This is a genomic window from Pedococcus cremeus (assembly GCF_900111375.1).
GTDB classification, from domain to species: Bacteria; Actinomycetota; Actinomycetes; order Actinomycetales; family Dermatophilaceae; genus Pedococcus_A; species Pedococcus_A cremeus.
This window is the reverse complement of the sequence record NZ_FOHB01000003.1, coordinates 100,843-126,584: the sequence shown is the minus strand read 5'-3', so window position 1 is coordinate 126,584 and position 25,742 is coordinate 100,843. Positions and strand designations below refer to the sequence as shown.

23 protein-coding genes are annotated in these 25,742 nt (G+C 72.0%); 9 read left to right on the top strand and 14 right to left on the bottom strand.

Features of this window, described 5'->3' with window-relative positions; genetic code table 11:
• Positions 1 to 12: 12 nt before the first annotated feature.
• The gene (locus BMW78_RS06580) at positions 13 to 1,914 is read right to left on the bottom strand and encodes a bifunctional metallophosphatase/5'-nucleotidase (RefSeq protein WP_245735704.1); all 1,902 of its coding nucleotides are present in this window, start codon (positions 1,912 to 1,914) and stop codon (positions 13 to 15) included.
• Between the two features lie 243 nt (positions 1,915 to 2,157).
• Positions 2,158 to 3,450 carry a homogentisate 1,2-dioxygenase gene (locus tag BMW78_RS06575; RefSeq protein ID WP_091757648.1) on the bottom strand — a complete coding sequence of 431 codons (1,293 nt, stop codon included), beginning with the start codon at positions 3,448 to 3,450 and terminating at the stop codon, positions 2,158 to 2,160.
• Positions 3,451 to 3,536: 86 nt separating this feature from the next.
• On the opposite strand from BMW78_RS06575, the gene BMW78_RS06570 reads away from it, so the two are divergent.
• Together BMW78_RS06570 and fahA are read left to right on the top strand one after the other, a co-directional pair.
• Positions 3,537 to 4,433 carry a hypothetical protein gene (locus BMW78_RS06570; protein WP_091757646.1) on the top strand — a complete coding sequence of 299 codons (897 nt, stop codon included), beginning with the start codon at positions 3,537 to 3,539 and terminating at the stop codon, positions 4,431 to 4,433.
• Positions 4,434 to 5,654, top strand: coding sequence for a fumarylacetoacetase (gene fahA, locus BMW78_RS06565; protein ID WP_091757644.1), 1,221 nt, complete (start codon positions 4,434 to 4,436; stop codon positions 5,652 to 5,654).
• Positions 5,655 to 5,705: 51 nt separating this feature from the next.
• On the opposite strand, the gene BMW78_RS06560 is transcribed toward fahA, so the two are convergent.
• Positions 5,706 to 6,590: an RDD family protein gene (locus BMW78_RS06560; RefSeq protein ID WP_091757642.1), complete on the bottom strand. Its 885-nt coding sequence runs from the start codon at positions 6,588 to 6,590 to the stop codon at positions 5,706 to 5,708.
• 149 nt (positions 6,591 to 6,739) lie between these two features.
• On the opposite strand from BMW78_RS06560, the gene BMW78_RS06555 reads away from it, so the two are divergent.
• Complete coding sequence (locus tag BMW78_RS06555) at positions 6,740 to 8,239, top strand: amino acid permease (RefSeq protein WP_091757640.1); 1,500 nt, start codon at positions 6,740 to 6,742, stop codon at positions 8,237 to 8,239.
• A gap of 84 nt (positions 8,240 to 8,323) precedes the next feature.
• Here BMW78_RS06555 and hppD read toward each other — a convergent pair whose 3' ends face one another.
• Positions 8,324 to 9,532, bottom strand: coding sequence for a 4-hydroxyphenylpyruvate dioxygenase (hppD, locus tag BMW78_RS06550; RefSeq protein ID WP_091757639.1), 1,209 nt, complete (start codon positions 9,530 to 9,532; stop codon positions 8,324 to 8,326).
• A 108-nt stretch (positions 9,533 to 9,640) separates the two neighbouring features.
• Between hppD and BMW78_RS06545 the strand changes: the two genes are divergently transcribed.
• Positions 9,641 to 10,144, top strand: coding sequence for an Lrp/AsnC family transcriptional regulator (locus tag BMW78_RS06545; protein ID WP_091757637.1), 504 nt, complete (start codon positions 9,641 to 9,643; stop codon positions 10,142 to 10,144).
• A 14-nt stretch (positions 10,145 to 10,158) separates the two neighbouring features.
• Here the strand turns inward: BMW78_RS06545 and BMW78_RS06540 are convergent, their stop codons facing one another.
• Positions 10,159 to 10,938, bottom strand: coding sequence for an AfsR/SARP family transcriptional regulator (locus BMW78_RS06540; protein ID WP_091757635.1), 780 nt, complete (start codon positions 10,936 to 10,938; stop codon positions 10,159 to 10,161).
• A gap of 353 nt (positions 10,939 to 11,291) precedes the next feature.
• Between BMW78_RS06540 and BMW78_RS06535 the strand changes: the two genes are divergently transcribed.
• The 4 genes from BMW78_RS06535 to BMW78_RS06520 all read left to right on the top strand — a co-directional run bounded on the left by BMW78_RS06535 (position 11,292) and on the right by BMW78_RS06520 (position 15,131).
• Complete coding sequence (locus tag BMW78_RS06535; protein ID WP_143056172.1) at positions 11,292 to 11,498, top strand: hypothetical protein; 207 nt, start codon at positions 11,292 to 11,294, stop codon at positions 11,496 to 11,498.
• Positions 11,499 to 11,559: 61 nt separating this feature from the next.
• Complete coding sequence (locus BMW78_RS06530) at positions 11,560 to 11,751, top strand: hypothetical protein (protein WP_091757630.1); 192 nt, start codon at positions 11,560 to 11,562, stop codon at positions 11,749 to 11,751.
• A gap of 63 nt (positions 11,752 to 11,814) precedes the next feature.
• Positions 11,815 to 14,511, top strand: a complete 2,697-nt coding sequence (locus BMW78_RS06525; protein WP_091757628.1) for a MinD/ParA family ATP-binding protein — start codon at positions 11,815 to 11,817, stop codon at positions 14,509 to 14,511.
• Positions 14,508 to 15,131 (top strand): hypothetical protein, encoded by a 624-nt coding sequence (locus tag BMW78_RS06520; protein ID WP_143056171.1) that lies wholly within the window; start codon positions 14,508 to 14,510, stop codon positions 15,129 to 15,131. Before BMW78_RS06525 ends, BMW78_RS06520 begins: the two co-directional genes overlap by 4 nt.
• A 76-nt stretch (positions 15,132 to 15,207) precedes the next feature.
• On the opposite strand, the gene BMW78_RS06515 is transcribed toward BMW78_RS06520, so the two are convergent.
• The 7 genes from BMW78_RS06515 to BMW78_RS06485 form a co-directional block, all read right to left on the bottom strand.
• Positions 15,208 to 15,417, bottom strand: coding sequence for a dodecin (locus BMW78_RS06515; protein WP_091757624.1), 210 nt, complete (start codon positions 15,415 to 15,417; stop codon positions 15,208 to 15,210).
• A gap of 152 nt (positions 15,418 to 15,569) precedes the next feature.
• The gene (locus BMW78_RS06510) at positions 15,570 to 17,321 is read right to left on the bottom strand and encodes a DEAD/DEAH box helicase (protein WP_091757622.1); all 1,752 of its coding nucleotides are present in this window, start codon (positions 17,319 to 17,321) and stop codon (positions 15,570 to 15,572) included.
• Between the two features lie 104 nt (positions 17,322 to 17,425).
• Positions 17,426 to 18,379, bottom strand: a complete 954-nt coding sequence (locus BMW78_RS06505; RefSeq protein WP_091757620.1) for a zinc metalloprotease — start codon at positions 18,377 to 18,379, stop codon at positions 17,426 to 17,428.
• 129 nt (positions 18,380 to 18,508) lie between these two features.
• A complete protein-coding gene (locus BMW78_RS06500) occupies positions 18,509 to 18,811 on the bottom strand; it encodes a DUF3039 domain-containing protein (RefSeq protein ID WP_091757618.1) in 303 nt (100 codons plus the stop codon).
• A gap of 30 nt (positions 18,812 to 18,841) precedes the next feature.
• Positions 18,842 to 19,402 carry a YqgE/AlgH family protein gene (locus tag BMW78_RS06495; RefSeq protein WP_091757616.1) on the bottom strand — a complete coding sequence of 187 codons (561 nt, stop codon included), beginning with the start codon at positions 19,400 to 19,402 and terminating at the stop codon, positions 18,842 to 18,844.
• A 136-nt stretch (positions 19,403 to 19,538) separates the two neighbouring features.
• Entirely contained in the window at positions 19,539 to 21,704 is a 2,166-nt protein-coding gene (locus BMW78_RS06490; protein ID WP_091757614.1) for a DEAD/DEAH box helicase, read from the bottom strand.
• A gap of 223 nt (positions 21,705 to 21,927) precedes the next feature.
• Entirely contained in the window at positions 21,928 to 22,314 is a 387-nt protein-coding gene (locus BMW78_RS06485) for a VanZ family protein (protein WP_245735703.1), read from the bottom strand.
• 90 nt (positions 22,315 to 22,404) lie between these two features.
• On the opposite strand from BMW78_RS06485, the gene BMW78_RS06480 reads away from it, so the two are divergent.
• Entirely contained in the window at positions 22,405 to 23,424 is a 1,020-nt protein-coding gene (locus BMW78_RS06480) for an LLM class flavin-dependent oxidoreductase (RefSeq protein ID WP_091757612.1), read from the top strand.
• On the opposite strand, the gene BMW78_RS06475 is transcribed toward BMW78_RS06480, so the two are convergent.
• On the bottom strand, positions 23,411 to 24,208 hold the full coding sequence (locus tag BMW78_RS06475; protein ID WP_218144266.1) for a class I SAM-dependent methyltransferase: 798 nt from the start codon (positions 24,206 to 24,208) through the stop codon (positions 23,411 to 23,413). The genes BMW78_RS06480 and BMW78_RS06475 overlap by 14 nt on opposite strands.
• A 105-nt stretch (positions 24,209 to 24,313) precedes the next feature.
• Positions 24,314 to 25,732, bottom strand: coding sequence for an NAD-dependent malic enzyme (locus BMW78_RS06470; protein ID WP_091758231.1), 1,419 nt, complete (start codon positions 25,730 to 25,732; stop codon positions 24,314 to 24,316).
• Between the last annotated feature and the right edge of the window lie 10 nt (positions 25,733 to 25,742).

Here is a 25,742-nt window from a genome sequence, read left to right as displayed (position 1 = left end):
CGAGGACTCGGGTCAGTGGCGGCCGCCCTCGGAGGCGCCCTCGACCTTGATCGCCGTGCCGTTCGCGACCAGTCGCCAGTCGTAGACGGTGAAGGTGGGCGGGTCGATGACGCCCTTGTCGGTCACCCAGTCGATGATCGCCTGACGGATCTCGAGCTGGGCGTTGTAGACGACCGGCGCGGTCTTGACGCCGGGGAAGTTGCCGCCGCCCGACTGCCGGTAGTTGTTGATCGCGACGATGAACTCGCCGGCGAGGTCGATCGGCTGGCCGTCGTAGGTCAGCTTCGTGATGCGGCTGCCCGGCGCCTTGGCGAGGTCGATGTCGTAGGACAGCGAGGCGTCGAGGCCGGCCATGACGTCGTAGTTGTAGTCCGGCGTGCCGTTCGGGGCGAGCGCCGTCTTGGCGTTGGTGACCTCGTCGGGCAGGTAGGTGTCCTTGCTGCCGTCGACCTGCTGGAAGTAGGTCGCCGAGAACTCCAGGTAGTCCTTGACCTGCTGACCGGTCAGCTTGATGCCGAGCAGCGTGTTGTCGTAGATGTACAGCCCCGCCACGTCGCGGACGGTCACCTCGCCGGCAGGGATCGCCGCGTCGCGGTTGAACGGTGCGGCGATCGACAGCATCGGCAGGCTCGCCTCGGGGGTGCCGGCCAGCGCCTCCCGCACGACCAGGCCCTGCACGTAGTTGATGAAGTCGAGCGCTGCCGTGTCCTCGAAGCGCGCCGTCTGCGCCGACATGGCGGAGGTGCAGGAACCGATCACGGAGTTCACGTAGGTCACGACGATGTCGTGGTCCTGCTGGAGCAGGCCCTTGACCTGCGCGTCCTCCGCGACGGTGTTGGCGTTCAGCAGGGTGGCGTGCTGGTGCGCCACCGTCCACCGGCCGCCCACCTTGCTGATGTCGAAGTCGAGAACGGCCAGGCGCATGCCCCACTTGAGGGGCTCGGTGAGGAGCACGTCCTTGCCGGTGGCCTTGTTCTTCACGACGCGCTCGATGATCTCCTCGTGGGCGTGCCCGACGAGGATCGCGTCGATGCCGGGCACCTCCTGGGCGAGCTGCGTGGAGGCGTTCTCCGGGAAGGGCAGGGCGTCGCCGTAGGAGGAGCCGGGCGTGGCGCCGGAGTGGCAGGCCACCACGACGATGTCGCAGCCGGCCTGCTTCAGCTTGGGCACCCAGACCTTGCCCTGCTCGACGATGCCGCCGAACTTCACCCGGCCCTCGACGTTGGCCTTGTCCCAGATGGCCACACCGGGGGTGACCAGGCCGACGATGCCGACCTTCACCGGCTTGGCCTCACCGGGCACCTTGAAGCTGCGGATGAGGTGCGGCTGGAAGACGGGGGCGCCGGTGCTCCAGTCGAGCGAGTTGGCGCTGAGCAGTGGGAAGTCGCACTGCTCCTCGAAGGCGCGCAGGGTCTCGAGGCCGTAGTTGTACTCGTGATTGCCGAGCGCCGCCGCGTCGTAGCCGATGGTGTTCATCGCGGTGGCCATGGGGTGCTTCGCGCCGCCGGTGATCGGGTCGATCTTGGCGTAGTAGTAGGACAGCGGCGTGCCCTGGATGGTGTCACCCGCGTCGAGCAGGAGGCAGTTCTCCGTGCCGCGCTCCGCACGCACCGCCTTGACCAGCGTGGCGATCTTGGCCAGGCCGATGTCGTTGCTCTTGCTGTCGGTGTACTCCGCGTCCTTGAAGTAGTCCCAGTTGAAGACGTTGCCGTGGGTGTCGGTGGTGCCCATCACGGTCAGGCGGAAGGTGCCCGAACCGCCTCCCGGTCCCTTGTTCTGGGCGGCCGACGCGCGGCCCGGGGCGGAGAGGAAGGCGGCACTGGCGCCGCCGACGACGGCCATGCCGAGCATCGCGCGACGGGAGTGCTCCGACGCGGCGAGGGTGGCCAGGGCTGCGGTGGACTTGTCGGACACGGGTTGCCTCCAGTTCAGGCGGGTGCCGGGGATGACCCGGCGCACGAGAGGCGTGGGCCTGGTCGGCGCACGCGCGTGGACACACTAGGCGGCGGGGCCCGGCGAGGGAACCGACATCGGCAAGAATTTCCCCTCCGTTGACCTGCGGTGGTGAAACCGTCCTGGCGCTGGTGGCGCTTCCCCAGCAGGCGCTGGTGGCGCTCCCCCGGCCTTAGCGACCAGCGCGTCGCCCGAGAGGTCGGGTCAGCCGATGGAGAAGTCGCCTCCGCCGGACTCGGGGCCGCTTCCACGTCCGCCCGACCACGACCAGGCGTACTTCCCGTCGTCGACGGCACGGGCGCCCTCGCCCAGCTCGAGCGGGCGGAAGGTGTCGACCATGACGGCGGTCTCGTCGAAGTACTCGACCCCCAGCGAGGCCTCGCTCGCCCCCGGCTGCGGGCCGTGGGCGTGGCCGCCCGGGTGCACCGAGATGGAGCCGCGCCCGATGCCCGACCCCTTGCGGGCCTCGTAGTCGCCGTCGACGTAGAACATGATCTCGTCGCTGTCGACGTTGGAGTGGTAGTAGGGCACCGGCACCGCGAGCGGGTGGTAGTCGACCTTGCGGGGCACGAAGTTGCAGATCACGAAGTTCCAGCCCTCGAAGACCTGGTGCACGGGCGGCGGCTGGTGCACGCGGCCGGTGATCGGCTCGAAGTCGCGGAGGTTGAACGCGTAGGGGTAGAGGCAGCCGTCCCAGCCGACGACGTCGAGCGGGTGGAACGGCAGGGTGTGGACCGTGCCGACGATGCCGCCGGGCCCGTTGCCGCGGTGCTTGATGAAGACCTCGGTCTCCTCGGCCGGGTCCGCCCCGATGTCCTCGGCCAGCAAGGTCCCCACGGGCGGTCGCAGGTCGCGCTCGCAGTAGGGGGCGTGCTCGAGGAACTGGCCGTACTTGCTGAGGTAGCGCTTCGGCGGCGCGATGTGGCTGTTGGCCTCGATGCAGTAGGCGCGCAGCGGCTCCTCCCCGTCGGTGACGGGGATCCAGCGGTGCGTGGTCGCGCGCGGGATGACCAGGTAGTCGCCCTGGGCGACGTCGAACGCGCCGAAGACCGTCTCGACGCGCGCGGCACCGCGCTCGACGTAGACGCACTCGTCGCCGATCCCGTTGCGGTACCACGGGCTGGTGGCGCCGGCGACGGCATACGAGATCCGCACGTCGCCGTTGCCGAGCACCAGGCGGCGGCCCGTGACGACGTCGGTGCTCGCCACCTCCTCGGCCGTGAAGAGGTCGTGCAGCCTGAGGTGGCGGGGCACCAGCGGGTGGTTCGGCGTGGTGCTGAGGTCACCGACCTCCCACTCGCGGGCGCCGGCGATGGTCGAGGGGATGTTGCGGTGGTAGAGCAGCGAGGAGTCGGAGGAGAAGCCCTCCTCGCCCATGAGCTCCTCGTAGTAGAGCTCCCCCTTGGCGCCCTCGCCGCCGTTGCCGCCCTCTGAGGGCCGCCGGTGCTGGGTGTGCCGCTTGGGCGGGATGTCGCCCTGCTGCTGGTAGTGCGCCACTGCTCCACCTCACTGTGGTCAGGCCTGCCGATGGGTCGTTCCGGGCGGGGGGTGTGCCCGAGCGCCACCCTAGTAGCCTCACCCCCATGACACCGCTGTCGGGCGCAGCCGCGAGCTCGCCTGCCGAGCCGGCCCTGTTCGCAGCGCTCATCGACGACGCGGCCGTCTTCCCACCGGGGCTCGCGCCCCTGCCCGACGCCGTGCGCGAGCACCGTGCCCACCGCGCCAGCCGGTATGCCGCGCTCATCGGCCCGTTGCTGGTGCCCGCCTCCGACGCGGCCGCGCTGGTCGAGCTCGTGCCGCAGGCCGCCGAGCCGCTGCGGGTGGGCCTCATCGCCCGTCCCGGCACCCCGCTGCACACGGTGACCGACGCGCTGCACCTGCTGCGCGAGCACCCCCAGGTGCAGGTGTCGGCCGTCGAGGTCGGCTGGACCCCGGAGTGGCGCGACCTCGACCTCGGCGTGCTCGAGCAGGTGCCTGCGCTGGTGCTCGAGGTGCCCCGGGGCACCGACCAGGTCCGCGCGCTCGACGACCTCGCCGAGGCCGGCGCCTCCGGGACGGCCGTCTCGGGCTCGGTGCTGGCCAAGTTCCGCACCGGCGCCACCCCGGCCTGGGCGTGGCCCGACGAGGAGGAGCTGGCCGCCTTCCTCCACGCCGCCACCGCACGGCGCCTGCCGTTCAAGCTCACCGGCGGGCTCCACCACGTGGTGCGGGGCACCTACACGGTCAAGGACCACGCCGAGGAGCAGCACGGCCTGCTCAACGTGCTGTGCGCCGTGGCGGGCGCCGTCGACGGGCTGCACCCCGAGTCGCTGGCCCCCCTGCTGGCCGCGCGTGACCCCGAGCCGCTGGCCCGGGAGGTCGCCGCCCTCACCGCGGCGGACGCGGAGCGCGTGCGCGCGCTCTTCACGGCATACGGGTGCTGCGGCGTCACCGACCCCGTCACGGAACTGTCCGAGCTCAACCTCGTCGAGGAGATGTAAGTGACCACCTGGCTGGACCTGCCCGCCGACCACCCCTACGGCGTGGACAACCTGCCCTACGGCGTCTTCTCCACCGCGGACCGCACGCCGCGGGTGGGGGTGCGGATCGGCGACTGGGTGCTCGACGCGGGCGCCGCCGCCGAGCTGGGCGGCATGGAGTCCGGCGAGGTGTGGCTGCAGCCGAGCCTCAACGCCTTCCTCGCCGAGGGCCGCGACGCATGGACGGCCGGACGGGCCTGGCTGGTGGAGCAGCTGACCAACGAAGCCCGCCGCGACTCGATCGAGCCGCACCTCGTGCCGCTCGACCAGGTGCGGATGCACCTGCCCTTCGAGGTCGCCGACTACGTCGACTTCTACGCCGGTGAGCACCACGCCACCAACGTCGGGAAGATCTTCCGCCCCGACGGGGACGCCCTGACGCCCAACTGGAAGCACCTGCCGATCGGCTACCACGGGCGGTCCGGCACGGTCGTGGTCTCCGGCACCGACATCGTGCGCCCGCAGGGCCAGCGCAAGGCGCCCTCGGAGCCGGCGCCCACGTTCGGCCCCAGCATCCGCCTCGACATCGAGGCCGAGCTCGGCTTCGTCGTGGGCGGCGCCACCGCCCTCGGCGAGCCGGTCGGCGTGGCCGAGGCTGCCGACCACCTCTTCGGCGTCACGCTGCTCAACGACTGGAGCGCCCGCGACATCCAGGCCTGGGAGTACGTGCCGCTCGGCCCGTTCCTGGGCAAGTCGTTCGCCACCAGCGTCTCGCCGTGGGTGGTGACCCTCGACGCCCTCGAGGCCGCGCGCGTGCCGCTGCCCGGCCAGGACCCGCAGCCGCTCCCCTACCTGCGCGGCGACGAGCGCAGCGTGTTCGGCCTCGACATCCACTACGAGGTCGTCATCAACGGCACCGTCGTCGCGCGCCCCGAGTACCGCGACATGTACTGGTCGCCGACGCAGATGCTGGCGCACCTGACCGTCAACGGCGCCTCGCTGCGCAACGGCGACCTCTTCGCCTCCGGCACCATCTCGGGTCCGCAGAAGGAGACCCGCGGCAGCCTGCTCGAGCTGACGTGGAACGGCACCGAGCCGCTCTCCCTCGACGACGGCACGACCCGCGGCTTCCTCGAGGACGGCGACGTCGTCACGCTTCGCGCGTGGGCGCCCGGCCCCGGCGGCAGCCGCGTCGGCCTCGACGAGGTGACGGGGACGATCCAGCCGGCTCGCCAGCGCTGAGCCGCCGGTCGCGCCGGCCGGCCGCGCAGGTGGGGCCGCCCGCGCCGCCCGCTAGTACTTGCGGGTGTCGACGACGTTGGTCTTGGCCATCAGGTCGTGGATGGCCTGCTTGCGCTCGTTGACCAGCGGCAGCAGCACATCGGCGACCTGGAGCAGCCCGACCAGCTGGCTGAGCAGCGGCAGGCTGGCGAAGAGGTTTCCGCCGATGGGGATCACCGTCCGCTGCAGCGCGGCCTGCACCGGCAGCGGTCCGGGCTGCTCGCGCAGCCGCACCCGCAGGCCGAGCGCCTTCTTGCCCGGCGTCGCACCGCTTCGCGTGGTGAAGAAGACCTCGTAGACGGTCGCCACCAGGGTGAGCAGCACCGAGTAGCCGACCAGCCACTTGACCATCTCGGGCGTCGCGCTCGGCGTGACCGCGCTGCTGTTGCCGGCCTCGACCTGCTTGGCGTAGTCCTGCACGGCGGGCCACAGCTCGGCGAACGCGCGATAGAGGAAGTAGCCGGTCAGGGGCAGCGCGACCACCCAGACGATGATCCAGTCGATGATCCGGGCGGCGGCCCGCTTCCACCAGCCGGCGAGCGGCTCGCCGTCGGGCGTGCGCGCCTGCGTGCCGTAGGACGTGGGGGCCGGAGGCCTGCTCCAGCCACCCCGGCCGTGGGGCTGCTCACCGTAGGGGTACTGGCCCGGAGGCCGCTGCCCGGGCGCCTGCTGCGGTGGGTACTGCTGCGGTGGGTACTGCGGGTGCTGTCCCCACGACTGGGCGCCCTGGGGGGCGGCCAGCTGCTCAGGAGCGCTCTGCTGCGGGGCGACGGGGCCGGAAGCCGGCCGGGTGCTGCGCGGGGACGTGTGCCGAGTCCACACGACGCCGTCGAAGTACCGCAGCTGCTGCGGGTTGTCCGGGTCGTCGTACCAGCCCGGCGACTGCGGGTTCGCCATGCCGCCAGCCTCTCACGCGGCACCGCCCGATCCGGAGCCGGGACTCGCCTGAGGAGCCGGGCCGGGACTCGCGCCGGGCTCGCCCCACCGAGCTGGGCCGAGACCCGCATCGTGTGCGGCCTGCAGCACCTCCCCCTACCGTGGTCGGAATGAGCACCACGGACTCGGTCCTGCGGACCAAACCCGTCGAGGACGTCCTTGCCCAAGCCGCGGACCCTGTCGAGGGCTCGGGCCACGAGGGGGCCGTTCACCGGCTCGCGAGACGCCTGACCGCCAAGGACCTCATGGGGTTCGGCATCGGCATCGTCATCGGCACGGGCATCTTCACCCTGACCGGTGTCGAGGCGAAGCAGCACGCCGGCCCCGGAGTCGTGATCTCCTTCGGCATCGCCGGCCTGGTCAGCCTGCTGGCCGCCCTCTGCTACGCCGAGATGGCCTCCGCCGTGCCGACCGCCGGCAGCGCCTACACCTACGCCTACGCCACCATCGGCGAGATCTTCGCCTGGATCATCGGGTGGGACCTCATCCTCGAGTTCGCCCTCGGTGCGGCGGTGGTGGCCCGCGGCTGGTCGGGCTACCTCGCCAACCTCTTCGACCTTCCCCCGACGCTGTTCAGCGAGAAGGCCACCGTCAACATCGGGGCCATCGCCATCGTGCTGGTGCTCGGGGCGGTGGCGACCCTGGGCATCCGCGAGAGCGCGCGGGTCACCAATGCCCTCGTCGTCGTCAAGGTCGCCATCTGCGCCTTCGTCGTCATCGCCGGCCTCTTCTTCATCGACAAGGCCAACCTGACCCCCTTCATCCCCGCCTCGGAGCCGGTGGAGAAGGGCACCTCCGGGCTGGCCCAGCCGCTCAGCCAGGCGGTCTTCGGCCTCGAGCCCACGGCGTTCGGCTTCGCCGGGGTGCTCACGGCCGCCGCTGTCGTCTTCTTCGCCTACACCGGTTTCGAGGCGGTGGCCAACCTCGGCGAGGAGACCCGCAACCCCAGCCGCGACCTGCCCGTCGGCCTCTTCGGGACCCTGGCGCTGTGCACCGTGCTCTACATGGGCGTCTCGTTCGTCATCACCGCGATGGTCGACTACCGCAAGATCGACGAGGGCGCCCCGATCGCCAGCGCCTTCGACGCCGTCGGCGCCGGCTGGGCCGCTGCGCTGATCTCCATCGCCGCGGTCGCAGGGCTCACCTCGGTGATCCTCGTCGACATCGTGGCGATGGGCCGCATCGGCTTCTCGATGGGCCGCGACCGGCTGCTGCCGCCCGCCATCGCCAAGGTCCACCCGAAGTGGGGCACGCCCTACCGCATCACCGCGATCACCGTCGTCTTCGTGGCGGTGCTGGCCGGCTTCGTGCCGCTGGGCACCCTCGCCAACCTCGTCAGCATCGGCACGCTCTTCGCGTTCATCATCGTGTCGATCGCCGTGCCGATCCTGCGCCGCACCAGGCCCGACATGGAGCGCCCCTTCCGGGTCCCCTTCTCCCCCGTCATCCCCGCCCTGTCGGCGCTCGCCTGCCTCTACCTGATGACCAACCTCTCGGTCGAGACGTGGCTGCGGTTCGCCGTCTGGATGGTCATCGGCGTGGTGCTCTACCTCAGCTACGGGCGCCGCAACGCCCGCCTCGCCCAGCGCGAGAAGGTCCCCGCCGCCTGACGTCCGGCCTCACACAGGAGGAGCCGGTATGCCGCGTGGTGACCACGCGGCATACCGGCTCCTCGGTGCGGAAAAGCTTGCGGCTCAGAGGTTCCCGCGGCGCTCCTGCTCGCGCTCGATGGCCTCGAAGAGGGCCTTGAAGTTGCCCTTGCCGAAGCCGAGCGAGCCGTGGCGCTCGATGATCTCGAAGAAGACCGTGGGGCGGTCGCCGAGCGGCTTGGTGAAGATCTGCAGCAGGTAGCCGTCCTCGTCACGGTCGACGAGGATGCCACGCTTCTGCAGCTCCTCGATCGGCACGCGGACCTCGCCGATGCGCGCGCGCAGCTCGGCGTCCTCGTAGTAGGAATCCGGGGTGTCGAGGAACTCAACGCCGTTGGCGCGCAGCTCGTCGACGGTGCGGAGGATGTCGTTCGTGGCCAGCGCCAGGTGCTGCGCCCCCGGGCCGTTGTAGAACTCGAGGTACTCGTCGATCTGGCTCTTCTTCTTGGCGATCGCCGGCTCGTTGAGCGGGAACTTCACCCGGTGGTTGCCGTTGGCGACGACCTTGGACATCAGGGCGGAGTAGTCCGTGGCGATGTCGTCGCCGATGAACTCCGCCATGTTCACGAAGCCCATCACCTTGTTGTAGAAGGTGACCCACTCGTCCATGCGACCGAGCTCGACGTTGCCGACGATGTGGTCGAGGGCCTGGAAGAGGCGCTTCGGGGCGCCCTCGCGCTTGACGTAGGTCGAGGACCGGGCGACGTAGCCGGGCAGGTACGGGCCGGTGTACCGCGAGCGGTCGACCAGGGTGTGCACGGTCTCGCCGTAGGTGGCGATCGAGGCGATCCGCACGGTGCCGTGCTCGTCGGTGAGGTCCTCGGGCTCCCGCACGACGCGGGCGCCGGCCCGCTTGGCCTGCTCGATGCACTTGTCGACGTCCGGCACCTCGAGGGAGATGTCGACGACCCCGTCACCGTGCTTGGCGTGGTGGGCGATCAGCGGGCTGTCGGGCGAGACGGCGCCGTTGATGACGAAGCGGATGGAGCCGGACTTCAGCACGAACGACTTGTGGTCGCGCTGGCCGTTCTCCGGGCCGGCGTAGGCGATGAGGTCCATGCCCCAGGCGGACTGGTAGTAGTGCGCGGTCTGCGTCGCGTTGCCGACGACGAAGACGATGGCGTCCCACCCGGTCACGGGGAAGGGGTCCTTGCTCTCGTCGTACTCGACGAGGCCGACGAGCTGCTTGAGCTGGTCGAGGTCCAGGTTGGCCTCGCGCTCCTGCGGGGTCAGGTCCAGGGTGGTGTCAGTCATAGGCGGCAGCGTGGCGGTGGGTCCAGCCATGTGCAACTGTGCCCGCATCCGCTGCGCACAATGCGCACAGTGCTGGCCGTTCGGCGCTCTCCACTGCACAATCTGCTCATGCCCTCTCCCGCACCGGCCGCCCTCGACGACCTCGATGCCCGCCTCATCGCGCTCTTCACCGCCCAGCCGCAGGTCGGGGTGCTGGGCGCCTCGCGGGAGTTGGGCGTCGCGCGGGGCACGGTGCAGGCCCGGCTCGACCGGCTGGCCGAGCGCGGGGTGATCCGGTCCTGGGCGCCGCAGCTCGACCCGGCGGCCATGGGGTACCCCGTGTCCGCCTTCTGCACCCTGGAGATCCGGCAGGGGCGCGGCCACTCCCCCGTCGTCGCCCACCTCTCGTCGATCCCGGAGGTGCTCGAGGCGCACACCATCACCGGCTCGGGCGACCTGCTCGTACGCGTCGTCGCCCGCGACAACCCCGACCTGCAGCGGGTCATCGACCAGGTGGTCGACGACCGCCACGTCATCCGGGCCTCCACCGTCATCTCGCTGGCGACCCGCATCGACTACCGGACCCTCCCCCTGGTCACCGAGGCGGCGGCGTCAGGCACCGCACCGGCTTAGGGCAGCAAGCCCGACTAGGCCGGTCGTGACCCACTGGGGCGTCCTCCGCCACGCGGTTGCGCACGCGAGCGCTGCCGCTGGGGCCGCGAGCGCAGGAACGGCTGCACGAGCGCCGTCGTCGCCGGCTCGGGGGCGATGTCGAGCTCCCGGTGCAGCAGCTTCGCGAACCCCTCGTAGTGGGTGAGCGCCGCGGTGCGGTTGCCGGCCGCGACGTAGATGCGGATGAGGTCGCGGTGGGAGGACTCCCGCAGCGGCTCGAGCCGGATGGCCCGGATCGCCGCGTCGACCGCCTCGCCGAGCCGCCCCCGCTCGACCCGTTGCTCCACGAGGGAGTCGAGCACCTGCAGCTCGAGCTGGCGCAGCCGTTCGCGTTCCAAGGTGACCCACTCGTCCTGCCAGCCGGGCAGCAGCTCGAGGTTGAAGCTGCCCAGGAAGGGCGCGTCGTCGACGGCCCCGTCGCGCAGCCGAGCCGCCATCTCGCCGAGGTCCGTGACGTCGACGGCCACGACCGGCGACAGCCGGATGGTCTGTGGCCCAGCCACCAGCAACGGCCCGAGCCGGTTGACTCGCCAGAGCGCGGAGCGGAGGCTCGTCGCCGCGCGGGTGGCATCCACCTCGGGCCACAGGTCGTCGGCGACCCGGCTGCGGGTCACGGAACGGCCCTGCAGGGCGATGTAGGCGAGCAGCTTCTGCACACCGGGGGGCACCTCCACGGTGCCCTGCGGACCCACCAGCTCGAAGCCGCCGAGCAGCCGCAGCGACCAACCGGCTGGCTGATTGTGCCCCGTGCTCATGTCGGTGCACCCCCTTGCTGCTGCTCGTTGCTGGTGTGTGTGGTGTGGCGATCCCTACGCGAAACGGCTGCTCCGCTGCGAGCCGAGCACGACGAGGGCTCCTCGGTGCCAACGCGGGCAAACCCGCGTTACCCGCATCACGATGGCGCGTCCCGGCCCCGCACACATACCGCGAAAGGCGTAGAGCGGCCGATCCCCCGGTCACGGAACGGCAACGGAGCAGTGCTGCCGCCGCACCGCAGCAAGGACGGGCCGGCGACGGATACGACGCGACCGGGGCACGACCTGGTGACACCCGAAGGCCTTGATGGGACGACGTGACACAACACGAGCAGGAGAAGGGGGTGAACACCATGACGACCTTCACTTCAGAGGAGCTCCTCGACGAGGCGGTCGAGCTGCTCCCGACGCGAGAGACGCTCTCGTTGGGGCACGGCCTCTTCGGCACCAACTGGGCCAACGTCAGCGCGACCAACGTGGCCCTGGCCATGAACTCGGGCGCTTTCCTGTCGTCCGCCACCGCGTACGCGAACCAGGCGGTCCTCGTGAACCAGCTCTGACGGCTGGACGCCCACAAGAGCCCACCACACCAGTGCTGTACGGCTGGAAGGAGCAACACCCATGCACGAGCACCTGTCCATCGCCGAGCTGGAGGCGACGTCGGTCGAGCTGCTCCCACCACGGGAGACCCTCGCGCTGTTCAACTTCGCCAACGTCACGGCGGTCAACCTCGCCATCGCCGTCAACGCCGCTTCCCTCGGGTCGTCGGCGTGGGCCTCGGCGAACCAGCTGGTCGCGGTCAGCCAGGCCTGACGACCGATCCGGTGGGAGCCCGGTGCGAGAGCGCCGGGCCCCCATCCGACCGAGGGGGTGTCCATGAGCGCAGGCTCGTCGCGGGAGCTTGCCGAGCCGGTGTCGTCAGCGACCCAGCCGACGCGGACTGCTGCCGCCCCGCCCCGCCTGGCGGCCGGCGTGCGGCTGCTCGGTGAGTTCGGCGGACCGGGCTTCACCGAGCCGCACTACCTGGTCGAGCGCGGTGACGGGCAGCTGCTCCAGGTCAGCCGCCTGCTCTTCCTGGTGGCGCTGGCGCTCGACGGCCGGCGCACGGCCGAGCAGGTCACCGACCGGGTCAGCGCGCAGTACGGCCGCACCCTCACGACAGGGGGCCTGGACCTGCTCCTCGAGCAGCGGCTGCGCCCCATGGGCATCGCCGCACCCGCCCACCCGGCGCCTCTGTCCGGCCAGGCGCCCCAAGCGACGCACCGGTCGGAAAGTGAGTCCCCTCAAACCGCCGATGACACATCGCGGCCGGCCGTCGCACCGCCGCCCCCGGGAAGAGAGGCCGGCACGGCATACCCTGCTGGTGCCGGCGCGGCACCGCCCACCGCGCGTCCCGTGCTGGCACTGCGCATGCGCCGCGTCCTGCTGCCGGCGCCCGTGGTGCAGGCCCTGGCCCACCTCCTGGCGCCGCTGTTCCACCCGGCCGTCGTGGTGGTCGCCCTCTCGTCCCTGGTCGTCGCCGACGTGCGGCTCCTGCAGTCGGTCGACCCGGGTGCGGCCTTCGCCGCCACCCTTCGGACGCCCACGCTGCTGCTCGCCCTCCTCGCGGTGCTGCTGGCCTCGACCCTGTTCCACGAGCTCGGCCACGCGGCCGCCTGCCGCTACGGCGGCGCCCAGCCGGGGGCGATCGGCATGGCCGTCTACGTCGTCTACCCGGCCTTCTACACCGACGTCACCGCGTCCTACCGGCTGGGCCGCGCCGGACGGGTGCGCACCGACCTCGGCGGCGTCTACTTCAACGCCCTCTTCGCGCTCGGGCTCGTCGGCGTGCACGCCTGGACCGGGTGGGACGTCGTCGTGCTCGCGGTCGCCCTCGTGCACCTCGAGCTCCTGCAGCAACTGCTGCCGCTCGCGCGCCTCGACGGCTACTTCGTGGTGGCCGACGGCGTCGGGGTGCCCGACCTCTTCTCGCGCATCCGCCCCATCCTCGCCAGCCTGGTGCCCGGTCGAGAGCCCGGCCCACGGGTGCGTGAGCTGCGACCGGCGGCCCGGGCAGTCGTCACCCTGTGGGTGCTGACCGCCGTCCCCGTCATGGTCGTCCTCCTGTGCCTGCTGGTCTGGAACGCCCCCGCGATGCTCGCCGCGGTCTGGGCCGCCGAGCAGCAGCACGTCGCGCACCTGCTGTCGGCCGTGCGCTCCGGCGACGTCGCCCAGACGGTGCTCTCGACGCTGTCGGTGCTGCTGCTGCCGCTGCCCCTGGTGGGGCTCGCGCTGCTGCTCCTCACCATCGGCCGCCGCCTGCTGGCGGCCCTCGTGGGCCGGGTCGCCCGGCCCTCCCTCGTCCCCGGCCCGCCGACCGCGGGTCGTCCACCCTCGGAGGTCACGATGTCCGGATCGAAGCCTGCGCCCGTGCTGCCCATGATGGAGGGAGCACCCACCCAGCCGGCGGCGCCGCCACCCACCCCACCACCGCCCACTCACGGGGTGGCGGCGCCACCACAGAAGTCCGAGCGCCCACCGGGACCACGGGGTTCGGCACCGCCGACGCCGGTGCCGGCGAGCCCCCCACCTGCCGCACCTGCTCCGCAGGAGCCGGGGTGGGGTGCCCCGGGCCCGCACACGGCGTCGGAGTTCACCGAGGAGGCCATGCTGCGCCGCCGGACCCATCCGGCCAGCCGTGGCTGGCGCCGAGGCGTGTATGCCGTGACCGGCGGCACCGTGAACCTCGGCCCGGGTGCCGAGGAGCGCCGGCAGATCGACCTGCTGGCCCAGGTCCGCACACCGATCCGCGGCTGCCGCCGCGTCGTGGTGCTCTCGCGCAAGGGCGGTGCGGGCAAGACCACGACGACTCTGATGCTCGGCCACACCTTCGCCACCCACCGCGGCGACCGGGTGGTGGCGCTCGATGCCAACCCCGACGCCGGCAGCCTGGCGCACCGCATGCGCCGCGAGTCGCCCGCGACGGTCACCGACCTGCTGCAGGAGCGGCAGTACATCGAGCGCTACGCCGACATGCGCGGCTACACCTCCCAGGCGGTCGACTCCCGGCTGGAGGTGGTCGCGTCCGACGACGACCCGCGGATCACCCAGGCCCTCGGCGAGGACGACTACCGCACGGCCATCGACGTGCTCGACCGGCACTACAACCTGCTGCTCGTCGACACGGGCACGGGCATCCTCGACAGCGCCATCCGCGGCGTGCTGTCCGAGGCCGACCAGATCGTGGTGGTCATGCCGCCCGCCCTCGACGGCGCCCGGGTCGCCGCGATGACGCTGGACTGGCTCGAGGAGCACGGCCACGCCGACCTCGTCGAGGGTGCCGTCGCGGTGGTCAACGCCGTCCACGGCGAGGGACCCCTCGAGCTCGACCGCATCGACCAGCACTTCGCCGCCCGCTGCTCCGCGGTGGTGCACATTCCCTGGGACGTCACCCTGCAGGCCGGGGCGCACACCAGCCTCGGCGACCTGCGGCGGGAGACCCGTGACGCCTACCTCGAGCTCGCCGCCACCGTGGGCCGTTCGTTCGCCGTCAGCCGCCCCCGTCGCGGCCAGGCCGTCGAGGGGTCCCGGTGAGCCGCGCGATGGTCCGACGGCTGCGCTGGGCCGCGGCCGTCGTGGCAGCGACGCTCGCGCTGGCCGGGCTGCCGGCGACGGCCAGTGCGGCAGCGGCATCCGGAACCGCACCAGACGCCCGCTCGGTCACCTTCACCGACCAGCAGGTCCTGGAGCTCACCCGCGACGGCACCCGTCGAGGCGCGTCGGGGCTCGGCGTGCACCACACCGACGCCGACCGCGTCACGGCCCGCAACGCCGCCGTGGCCTATGCCGCCTGCGACGGCTGCCGTGCCGTGTCCCTCTCCTTCCAGGTGGTGCTGGCCGACGGCCGCCCCACCGACGTCGACGCCCAGAACCTCGCCGTGGCCGTCAACGACCACTGCCGCCGCTGCGAGACGCTTGCCGTGGCCTACCAGGTCGTGGTCGCCTCGCCGGGCCGCACGCGCCTGACCGAGGTGGGTCGGGTGGGCCTGCAGTACGTCGAGCTGAGGCTGGGCGGACTGGCCCGCTCGGGACGGCCGCTGCCGGAGATCCGCCGTGAGGCCGACCGGCTCATGCGGATCGTGCAGGACATCGTCACCGAGGAGCTCGACGCGCGCCCGGTCATCCGTGAACGGGAGCGCTGGGACCGCGACTAGTCACCACCGGGCGGCCCCACGCCGCCGGGTGCGTGCGCGGTGCCGCGACCAGCGCGCACGCGCCCGGCCGGTGCGCTCAGTCCTCGATGCGGAAGCCGAGCTTGACGGTGACCTGCCAGTGGGCGACGGCGCCGTCGACCAGCTGGCCGCGGATGTTCGACACCTCGAACCAGTCGAGGTGCCGCACGGTCTGCGCGGCCTTGCCGACGGCGTTGTTCACCGCCGCCTCGACACCGTCAGGTGAGCTCCCGACGACCTCGGAGACGCCGTACACGTGGTTGGTCATGTCCCGTCCTCGCTCTCCCGCGCCACGATCAGGCACGACCCGACCACGCTAGCCCCGACCACGCGGGGCGGGGGTCGATACGAGCGGAGCGAGTCGAAGGGCTCGGCGAGTCGATGGGCAGAGCGAGCCGAAGTGCTCGGCGAACGACGGGCTCAGCGCCGGCCGACGAACCAGGCGCGGATCTTCTCGATGCGGGCGGTCACCTGGTCGGAGCTGGCCTCGTCGAGCGCCGGCCCGCCACACGCCCGGCGCAGGTCGGTGTGCACAACCGCGTGGGGCGCACCCGTCTTGCGGGCGTACGCCGACACCAGCTTGTTCAGCTCCTTGCGCTGCGCCGCGAGCGCCCGGTGCGCGGCCACCGGCTCCTCGGCCTTCTTGGGCCGCCGGGTGTTCTGGGCCGCCTGCCGCTCGTGCAGGAGCATCGCGACCTGGTCGGGCTCGAGCAGACCGGGCAGGCCGAGGTACTCCTGCTCGTCCTCCGAGCCGACCTGCGCGTTGAGGCCGAACTGCTTGGCGTCGAACAACACGTGGTCGAACTCGGCGTCGGACTGCAGCGCCTCGAACCCGGGTGCGTCGAGGTCGGCGGTCTTCAGCGTCCGGTTGGCGGCCGCGAGGAGCGCGTCCTCCTCCGACCACATCGACGCCTCAGGGTCCTCCGTCCTGGGGCGGTCGAGGGCGTGGTCGCGCTCGTCCTCCAGGCGCGCCGCGTGCTCGAGGATCACCGGCACGCTGGGCAGGAACACCGAGGCGGTCTCGCCGCGCTTGCGGGCCCGCACGAAGCGGCCCACGGCCTGGGCGAAGAACAGCGGCGTCGAGGTCGACGTGGCGTAGACGCCAACGCACAGGCGGGGCACGTCGACGCCCTCGGACACCATGCGCACCGCGACCATCCAGCGGTCGTCGCTGGCCGAGAACTCCTCGATCCGAGCCGAGGCACCGGCGTCGTCGGAGAGCACCACGGTCGGCTTCTTGCCGGTGATGCCCTCGAGGATCTTGGCGTAGGCGCGGGCCGCCGTCTGGTTCGAGGCGATGACGAGCGCGCCCGCGTCGGGAACGCCCCGCCGCACCTCGGTCAGCCGCTTGTCGGCGGCCGCCAGGACGGCAGGGATCCACTCCCCCTTGGGGTCCAGGGCGGTGCGCCAGGCGTGCGCCATGGCGTCCTTGGTGAGCGGCTCACCGAGGCGGGCCGCGATCTCGTCGCCGGCCTTGGTGCGCCAGCGCATGCCGCCGCCGTAGGCCATGAAGAGCACCGGCCGCACGACCCCGTCGCGCAGCGCCTCGGCATACCCGTAGGTGTAGTCCGCCGAGGAGCGGCGGATGCCGTCACGGTCCGGCTCGTAGGTGACGAACGGGATCGGGGAGGTGTCGGAGCGGAACGGCGTCCCCGTGAGGGCCAGGCGGCGCACGGCCGGCTCGAACGCCTCGCGGATGGCGTCACCCCAGGAGAGGTTGTCGCCTCCGTGGTGGATCTCGTCGAGGATCACCAGGGTCCGCTCGCCCTGGGTGCGGGTGCGGTGCAGCGACGGGCGGCTGGCGACCTGGGCGTAGGTCAGGGCGACGCCGTCGTACTCGTGGCTGTGCCGCGCCGAGGAGTTCGAGAAGCGTGGGTCGATGTGGATGCCCACCCGCCCGGCTGCGTCGGCCCACTGCGTCTTGAGGTGCTCGGTCGGCGCCACGATGGTGACGGCGGTGATCTCGCCGCGACCGAGCAGCTCGGTGGCCACCCGCAGCGCGTAGGTGGTCTTGCCGGCCCCGGGCGTCGCGACGGCGAGGAAGTCCTCAGGGGCCTGCTCGAGGTAGATCGAGAGCGCGGCCGCCTGCCAGGCGCGCAGCTTCGACGCGGTCCCCCAGGCGGCCCTCTCCGGGAACGCTGGTGACAGGTTCGAGGCAGCCGCAGTACTCATAGGCGGGCAACGATAACCGGATCCCGGGGACGACATGCCGGGGCCCCGCCATCACCGGCGGGGCCCCGAAGTGTGCTATCCCAGAGGGATTCGAGGGTGGTTCGTCACCCCCGGTAGGCCGCCCACGAGTTCTGCATGCGGACCTGCTGGCCCGAGGAGAAGGTGTTCATGCAGGCGTCGTCGGTGTAGTCCATGAAGTTCTTGATCGGGTCGAGCCCGGCCGCCGAGCAGGTGTCGCGCCCGGTCGGGCAGCCGTAGGCCGCGGAGGCCTCGGCCGGCGTGTCGCCGACGTAGTCGCCGCTGCCGGTGCAGCCGCCCTGGAACGTGTGGTAGAGCCCGAGCCAGTGCCCGATCTCGTGCGTCGCGGTGTCGCCCTGGTTGTACGGCGCCGCCGAGCCGCCGGGGATGCTCTCGTCGAGGATGACCACGCCGTCCATGGCGTCGTAGCTCGACTTCGGGAAGGTGGCCCAGCCCAGCAGGCCGCCCTGCAGGTTGGCGCTGTAGATGTTGAGGTCGGCCATGGTGCCCTTGCGCAGCGTGCGCTTCATGTCGCGCTCCTGCTTGGAGCCGTTGCGCAGGTTGTACCACTGGCTGTTGGTCGTGGTGTCCGTGCCGGCCAGCGCGAAGCTGAAGCCACTGCTGGAGTAGGCGCTGTTCAGCACGTTCAGCTGGCCGCTGATGTCGCTGGAGGTCAGCTTGCCGTTGGTGCCGTCGGTGATGACGTGCCAGTAGACCTTGACGGTCGCCGCGGCGAAGGCCCCACCGCCGCCGGGCTTGCGCGCCTCGCCGTTGGGGGCCTTCGTGTAGCCCTTGGCCGCCAGGGCCCGCGACAGGTCGGCCTCCATGGCCCTGGTCTGGGCCGCGGTGAGCTCGTGCGGGTCCTTGCGGTTGCCTCCGGCGGCCGCACGGCCCGCGTTGACGCTGTCGGTGTGCGTCGCGCACTCGGGGGCGACGCTGTCGGTGCCGGCCATGGTGACGGCCTGGGCGCCTGCCGGTGCGGCCACGCCCGCCGCGGCGAGCAGCAGGGCGGAGAGGGCGAGACGGGCGCGTGCTGACATGGGCGTCCTTTCACGGGTCGCCGCGCCATCGTGTGGCACGGTGCTGACCCGAAGGACGCTAGGTCGGTCTGCTCGGCAGGTCGGCCTTGCGGAGCCCCGGATTCGGTAAAGACTCCGCCAAAGCGGGAGCTACTCGCCGCCGTCCTGCGGTGCCCGCAGCCCGTCGTAGATCTCCTTGCAGACCGGGCAGACGGGGAACTTCTTCGGGTCGCGGCCGGGGACCCAGACCTTGCCGCACAGGGCGGTCACGGGCTCGCCGGACAGCGCGCTCTCGAGGATCTTCTCCTTGCGCACGTAGTGCGAGAAGCGCTCGTGGTCGCCGGGCTCCTGCAGCTGCTCCTCGACCTGCTCACGCTCGAGCACGGCCGTCGACGTCGAGGGCTGGGCCTGGGGGGCGTGCGGGTCGTCCAGAGGGATCTGCGGGTCGCTCATGCCGCCGAGTGTAGGCGCTGGTCGACCGGCTCAGTTCATCTCCGGGTCGGGCGGGAACGTCGAGACCAGGGCGAGGTGGTCACGCTGCCGGCGCAGGACGCGCTTCCACATCTCGAGCGGGTGGTCGCTGAAGGCGTCGCGGGCCTCGGCGTCCACGACGTACCAGCTGCCCGTCTCGACCTCGTCCTCGAGCTGCCCCGGTGACCACCCGGCATACCCCGCGAAGATCCGCAGCCCGGCGATCTCGGGGACCACGAGCGGTGGGGGCGTGTCGAGGTCGACGAGGCCGACGCCGCCGAAGAGCCGCTTGACCCCCATCGGCTCCTCGCTGTCGCCGGGCACGGTCACCAGGCCGAGGGCGGTGTCGAGGCCCACCGGGCCCCCCTCGAACAGGACCGCCGGCGGGGTGACGTGCTCCTGCCACATGGGCAGCACCGCGTCGACGGGCGCCTCCATGGGCCGGTTCAGCACGACGCCCTGGGCGCCGTCGGCGTCGTGGTGGAGCAGCAGCACGACGCTGCGGTGGAACACGCCCTCCCCGATCTGGGGGGTGGCCACCAGCAGCTGCCCGGCCAGGGTCTCGTTCTCCACGCGCCCATTCTGTCGGAGACGGGAGCGGCCCTTTATCGGGTCACCCGATAAAGGGCCGCTCCACCCGAAGTGCCACCCCGGGAGAAGTGCACGTTTGTCGGGTCACCCGACAAACGCACAGCAGGTATGCAGTGGGTCAGCTCCGCGCGCCGCGGTAGCCGCCGCTGCGCTCACCGCGGGGGGCGGGACGACCGCCCTGACCGCGGTAGCCGCCACGCTGGCCACCGTCACGGCGCGGGCCGCCGGGACGACGTCCGCCGCGCTTCTCGCCCTCGAGGACGCGGCGCACCTGGTCCTCGGGCACCGGGACACCGCTCGGGGCCGAGGCCCCGGTGGCGGCCAGGCGGGCGTCGCCGGGGACGGCCTTGGTCGGCATCGCGTCGATGCCGGCCTCGCGGGCCATCCGCTCCATGCCCTTGCGCTGGTGCGGCAGGGCCAGGGTCACGACGGTGCCCTTGTCGCCGGCGCGAGCCGTGCGGCCCGAGCGGTGCAGGTAGTCCTTGTGGTCGGCCGGCGGGTCGACCTGGAGGACGACCGAGACGTCGTCGACGTGGATGCCGCGGGCCGCGACGTCGGTGGCCACGAGCACCGGCAGGGTGCCGTCGCGGAACGCGCCGAGGACACGGTTGCGGGCGCCCTGGTTGAGGCCACCGTGCAGCGCCGCGGCGAAGACGCCCTGCTCGCGCAGCTGCAGCGCCACGCGGTCGGCGCCGAGCTTGGTGCGCACGAAGACCACGGTGCGGCCCTCGCGGTTGGCGACCTCGGCCGTGATCGTCTTCTTGTGCATCGGGTCGATGAGCAGCACGTGGTGCTCCATCGTCGTGACCGAGGCCTTGGCGTCGTCGGTGGAGTGGGTCACCGGGTCGGTGAGGTAACGGTCGACGAGCTGGTCGATCCCGTTGTCCAGCGTGGCCGAGTAGAGCAGCCGCTGGCCGCCCGCAGGCATCTGGTCGAGGATCGCGGTGACCTCGGGCATGAAGCCCATGTCGGCCATGTGGTCGGCCTCGTCGAGGATGCAGACCTCGATGTCGCCGAGCTCGACGGCACCGCGCTCGATGAGGTCCTTGAGACGGCCGGGGGTGGCGATGAGCAGGTCGAGGCCGCGGTTCAGGGCGTTGATCTGCGTGGTGTAGGACAGGCCACCCGCGACGAGCTTGTGGCGCAGGCCGAGCACGTGCACCAGGGGCTCGAGGGCGTCGGAGACCTGCATGGCCAGCTCGCGGGTCGGCACCATGACGAGGGCACGGGGGCGGCGCGGAGCCGCCTTGGTGCCGTCGGCGAGACGGGTCAGTGTCGGCAGGCCGAAGGCCAGCGTCTTGCCGGAGCCGGTCTGGCCGCGGCCGAGCACGTCCTTGCCGGCCAGCGCGTCCGGGATGGTCGCGGTCTGGATCGGGAACGGCGTGGTGATGCCGTCGCGGGCCAGGCGCTCGACGAGGGCCTGGGGCAGGCCCATGGCGGCGAAGCCGTTGTCCTCGGTCACCGAGACGGGGCCGTCGACCTCCTTGCGGGTGGCCTTCACCCAGGTGTCGGCCTCCATGCGCTCGGACTCGGGGTCCACGAACTCCTCGCGGGGTGCGCGGTCGAACCGGTCGGTGCGCTCGAAGCGGCGGGGACCACGGTCGCCGACGTCACGGCGCGGGCCGCGGTTGTCGAGCTCGCGGCGCTGCGGCCGCTCGTCGCGGTTGAACTCACGGCGCTGCGGGCGCTCGTCGCGGTTGAACTCGCGACGGGGGGCGCGGTCGTCCCGGTCGAAGGAGCGAGCCGGGCGGTCGTCGCGGGAGAAGTCCCGACGCGGGCTCCGGTCGTCGCGGTCGAAGGAACGAGCCGGGCGGTCGTCGCGCGAGAACTCGCGACGGGGGGCGCGGTCGTCCCGGTCGAAGGAACGAGCCGGGCGGTCGTCACGCGAGGACTCACGACGGGGGCCGCGGTCGTCACGGTTCCAGGTGCGAGCCGGGCGGCTCTCCTGGCCGTCGCGGTCCACGCGGCGCGGACGGTCGTCGAAGCGACGCGGGGCGCGGTCGTCACGGTCGTAGGAACGGGCCGGACGGTCGTCGCGGGAGAACTCGCGACGCGGGCTCCGGTCGTCACGGTCGAAGGACCGAGCCGGGCGGTCGTCACGGTCGGACCACCGCGGCGAGCGCTCGGCGCGAGGCGCCTTGCCGGCATACCCGGTCTTGCTGGACGAGGACGCGGAGGCGGACTGGCCGCGGTGCGGCTTCTTAGGACCGCGCTGGGCGTCAGCCTTCTTGGAGGCAGACCAGCGGGCCTTCTTGGGCGCGCCGGAGGAGGTGTTCTTGGGCACAGACGTTCAACTCACTTCAGATGACTCGAGGTAGACACGTCTCGAGCCACCTGGCGAGGGCGACCTGTGTAGACGAGCCTCAGGCGCTTCGCGCCCGGCGGACCGGATCGACAGTTGTCATCCGGCGGTCCCAGTCGGCCTCGGGGGGCAGTCATGTCCGACGACTGCGATGGCGACCTTGCCACGTGGCGCTGCCAGCGCCGCCGATCTGGGCAGAAACAGTCTACCAGCGCAGCCGGGTGCCCCCGACCACGGCGATCGTGACCCCGACCACGACCCCGGACAGGTCGGCGACGGCGTCCCACGGGTCCCCGGAACGGTTCGGCAGGAGGAAGTGCTGGACCAGCTCCGAGAGCGGCGCGTGCAGGGCGAGAGGCACGAGGAGGTATGCCGGTCGGAGGCTGGCGAGCAGCCCGGCCGCGGCCGGCAGCGCGAAGAGGAGCACGTGGACCACCTTGTCGGTCCAGGTCACCGGGCCCTCGACCCCAATGCGCGGCCAGTAGAGCGCGCAGAGGTGGGCGACGACGAGCACGAGGAACACCCAGAGCCAGGGACTCCGCACGACGCCCCGTTGCTCCGTCGTGGTCTCCCCCAGCTCCTGCGCGCCCATGGCACCCGACCCTACGTGGTCCCGGCGGCGCGCAGACCCGCCGTGGCCGGGATAGGAATCCCCACGGGGCGCGCGACGTTGGCAACGGTCGTGAGTGCTCCCGCCCTTCCCCTGTCCCTGCTCGACTTCGTCGACGTGCCCGCCGGTGTGCCGGCCCCGCAGGCCATTGAGCGCACCGTGCGCACCGCGCAGACGGCCGACCGCCTGGGCTACGCGCGGTTCTGGATCTCAGAGCACCACAGCTTCGCCGGCCTCGCCAGCAGCTCCCCCGAGATCCTCATCAGCCACATCGCCGGGGCCACCAGCGGCATCCGGGTCGGCGCCGCCGGGATCATGCTGCCGAACCACTCCCCCCTGAAGGTCGCCGAGTGGTTCAAGACGCTGGAGATGCTGCACCCCGGCCGCATCGACCTCGGGCTGGGCCGCGCGCCCGGCACCGACCAGCTGACCGCCTTCGCGCTGCGCCGCTCGCGCGAGGCGCTGACCGCCGACGACTTCCCGCAGCAGGCCGCCGAGCTGATCGCCTTCCTCACCGACACCTGGCCCGACGGCCACCCGTTCGAGGCGGTCAAGGCCACACCGGTGGTCGAGACCCAGCCGGAGCTGCTCATGCTGGGCTCGAGTGGCTGGGGCTCCAGCTTCGCGGCCGCCAACGGCATGACCACGGTCTTCGCCCACCACATGAGCCCGGAGCTCGCGGTCGCCGCCCTGCGCGCCTACCGCGAGAACTTCGTGCCGTCGGACCTCGGCAGCGAGCCCCGGGTCATCGTCTCCGCGCTGGCCCTGGCGAGCGAGGACCCCGAGGTCGCCGAGGAGTTCCGGGCCGGCTGGGCGCTCGGGATGCGGCGGATCCGCAGCGGTGACACGACCCGCCCCACGCTCGAGGAGGTCCGCGCCTTCCGCCGCAGCGACGAGTGGGCCCGGCTCGCACCGAGCCTGGCCGGCCGGGTCTTCGCCGGCCGCCCCGACGAGGTGCGCGAGGGCCTGACCGCCCTGGCCAAGGAGGCCGGCGCCGACGAGCTCACCCTGGTGTGCCCGACCCCCGACCACGACGCCAAGCTGCGGAGCCTCGAGCTGCTCGCCGGCGAGTTCGGGCTCAGCCCGCGCTGACCTCGGTGACGCCGCGGGCGCACCAGGCCCGCGCGGTGAGGTGCACCGTGCCGTCGTCGTCGACGGGCAGCCGCCGTCGCACCTCCTCGCCCAGCGCCTGCCGCGCCGTGTCGTCGAGCCCGGCGACGTAGCCGGCCACCGAGCCCTGACCACCCAGGAACGGCTGCCAGTAGTCGTCCACGTCGGCGAAGACGGTCGGCACGGTGAGCTCGCCGACCTCCACGTCACGCAGCCCGGCGGAGCGGAACGCCTCGAGCAGGGCGTCGGGACGGCAGAGCGGGAACCGGCCCTCGTCGAGCTCGGCCGCCGCAGGGTCGAGCGCCACGGCGGCGTCCCAGAAGTGGCGGAGCATCTGCATGCCGTCGGCGTAGTCCCAGACCGTGCACGCGACCGTGCCGCCGGGGCGGGCGACCCGGGCCATCTCGCGCAGGGCCTGCACCGGGTCGCCGACGAAGTTCAGCACGAGGCTCGAGACGACGTAGTCGGCCGTGCCGGAGTCGAGCGGCAGGTCCTCGGCCGCACCGGTGCGCACCACCACGCGCTCGTCCCCCAGCCGCGCCCGGGCGTGCTCGGTGAACACCGCGGTGGGGTCGACCGCCGTCACCTGCGCCGGAGCAGCCCTGCGCAGCACCGCCTCGGTCAGGGCTCCGGTGCCGCTGCCGACGTCGACCCACCGCGCCCCGGGCTCGGGGTCGAGCCGGCGCACCATCCCGTCGGCGAGCAGCCGGCTCCACCGGCCCATGAAGCGCTCGTAGGCCGCGCCGTCCGACCAGGTGCCGGTCATGCGGTTCATCATGGCGGCGCGAGCTGCCGCGCACCAGCAGCTGCCTGAACCTTCGCCTGGGCGGCGAGGTGGCGGCCGGGCAGCGCACCGGAGGGCCCACCCCGGTCAGGCCGGGGCGACCGTCTCGCTGCGCTTCACCGCGGCCTCGACCGCGGCGGAGACGACCTCGGTCACGTGCGGGTTGAACACGCTCGGGATGATGTAGGCCGGGTTCAGCTCGTCGGGGTGCACGACCTCGGCCAGGGCGTCGGCCGCCGCGAGCAGCACGTCGTCGGTGATCATGGTCGAGTGGGCGTCGAGCAGCCCGCGGAAGACGCCGGGGAAGACGAGCACGTTGTTGATCTGGTTGGCGAAGTCGGAGCGGCCCGTCGCCACGACCGTCGCGTGCTGCGCCGCCTCCACGGGGTCGACCTCGGGCTCGGGGTTGGCCATCGCGAAGACGATCGCGTCGTCGTTCATGGTGGCGATGTCGTCGCCGGTGAGGATGTGCGGGGCGGAGACACCGACGAAGACATCGGCGCCGACCAGGGCCTCGCGCAGCGTGCCCTGCATGCCCTCGGTGTTGGTGTGGGTGGCCGACCACATCAGCGACGGGTGCTCGCCCGACGCGATGTCCTCACGCTCGGGGTGCAGGATCCCGAACTGGTCGGCCACGATCACGTTCTTCGCGCCGGCCTTGAGGAACAGCTTGAGGATCGCCGTGCCGGCGGCGCCCGCCCCGCTCATGACGATGCGCACGCTGCCGAGGTCCTTCTTCACCACGCGCAGCGCGTTCTTCAGCGCTGCCAGCGCCACGATCGCGGTGCCGTGCTGGTCGTCGTGGAACACCGGGATGTCGAGCTCCTCGCGCAGGCGGGCCTCGATCTCGAAGCAGCGAGGCGCGGAGATGTCCTCGAGGTTGATGCCGGCGAACACCGGCGAGATGGCCTTGACGGTGCGGATGATCTCCTCGGTGTCCTGGGTGTCGAGGCAGATCGGGAACGCGTCGATGTCCGCGAAGCGCTTGAAGAGGGCCGCCTTGCCCTCCATCACCGGCAGCGCGGCCAGCGGACCGATGTTGCCGAGGCCGAGCACGGCTGAGCCGTCGGTGACGACCGCCACGGTGTTGCGCTTGATGGTCAGCCGCCGGGCGTCGGCGGGGTTCTCCGCGATCGCGGTGCACACCCGCGCGACGCCCGGGGTGTAGATGAGCGAGAGGTCGTCACGGTTGCGGATCGGCACCTTCGACTCGATCTTCAGCTTGCCGCCGAGGTGCACGAGGAACGTGCGGTCCGAGACCTTCCCGATCTCGATCCCGTGCACCGTGCGCATGGCCTCGACGATCTCGTCGGCGTGCGCCGTGTCGCGCGCCGCAGCGGTGACGTCGACCCGGAGCCGGTCGGGGCCCGAGGCCGTGACGTCGAGGCCGGTGACGAGGCCGCCGCTCTTCTCGATGACGTTGGTCAGCTCGCTGACGGCCGTGGCACGGGCCGGCAGCTCGAGGCGGACGGTGATGGAGTTGGAGACGGAGGGGATCGCGGCCATGGCGGCCATT

What these genes read in the sequence shown, in the direction of transcription:
- BMW78_RS06570 (WP_091757646.1), top strand. Translation starts at nt 3,537, where the DNA reads ATGACACCGCTGTCGGGCGCAGCCGCGAGCTCGCCTGCCGAGCCGGCC.
- BMW78_RS06560 (WP_091757642.1), bottom strand. Translation starts at nt 6,590, where the DNA reads ATGGCGAACCCGCAGTCGCCGGGCTGGTACGACGACCCGGACAACCCG.
- BMW78_RS06555 (WP_091757640.1), top strand. Translation starts at nt 6,740, where the DNA reads ATGAGCACCACGGACTCGGTCCTGCGGACCAAACCCGTCGAGGACGTC.
- hppD (WP_091757639.1), bottom strand. Translation starts at nt 9,532, where the DNA reads ATGACTGACACCACCCTGGACCTGACCCCGCAGGAGCGCGAGGCCAAC.
- BMW78_RS06545 (WP_091757637.1), top strand. Translation starts at nt 9,641, where the DNA reads ATGCCCTCTCCCGCACCGGCCGCCCTCGACGACCTCGATGCCCGCCTC.
- BMW78_RS06540 (WP_091757635.1), bottom strand. Translation starts at nt 10,938, where the DNA reads ATGAGCACGGGGCACAATCAGCCAGCCGGTTGGTCGCTGCGGCTGCTC.
- BMW78_RS06535 (WP_143056172.1), top strand. Translation starts at nt 11,292, where the DNA reads ATGACGACCTTCACTTCAGAGGAGCTCCTCGACGAGGCGGTCGAGCTG.
- BMW78_RS06530 (WP_091757630.1), top strand. Translation starts at nt 11,560, where the DNA reads ATGCACGAGCACCTGTCCATCGCCGAGCTGGAGGCGACGTCGGTCGAG.
- BMW78_RS06525 (WP_091757628.1), top strand. Translation starts at nt 11,815, where the DNA reads ATGAGCGCAGGCTCGTCGCGGGAGCTTGCCGAGCCGGTGTCGTCAGCG.
- BMW78_RS06515 (WP_091757624.1), bottom strand. Translation starts at nt 15,417, where the DNA reads ATGACCAACCACGTGTACGGCGTCTCCGAGGTCGTCGGGAGCTCACCT.
- BMW78_RS06510 (WP_091757622.1), bottom strand. Translation starts at nt 17,321, where the DNA reads ATGAGTACTGCGGCTGCCTCGAACCTGTCACCAGCGTTCCCGGAGAGG.
- BMW78_RS06505 (WP_091757620.1), bottom strand. Translation starts at nt 18,379, where the DNA reads ATGTCAGCACGCGCCCGTCTCGCCCTCTCCGCCCTGCTGCTCGCCGCG.
- BMW78_RS06500 (WP_091757618.1), bottom strand. Translation starts at nt 18,811, where the DNA reads ATGAGCGACCCGCAGATCCCTCTGGACGACCCGCACGCCCCCCAGGCC.
- BMW78_RS06485 (WP_245735703.1), bottom strand. Translation starts at nt 22,314, where the DNA reads ATGGGCGCGCAGGAGCTGGGGGAGACCACGACGGAGCAACGGGGCGTC.
- BMW78_RS06475 (WP_218144266.1), bottom strand. Translation starts at nt 24,208, where the DNA reads ATGACCGGCACCTGGTCGGACGGCGCGGCCTACGAGCGCTTCATGGGC.
- BMW78_RS06470 (WP_091758231.1), bottom strand. Translation starts at nt 25,732, where the DNA reads ATGGCCGCGATCCCCTCCGTCTCCAACTCCATCACCGTCCGCCTCGAG.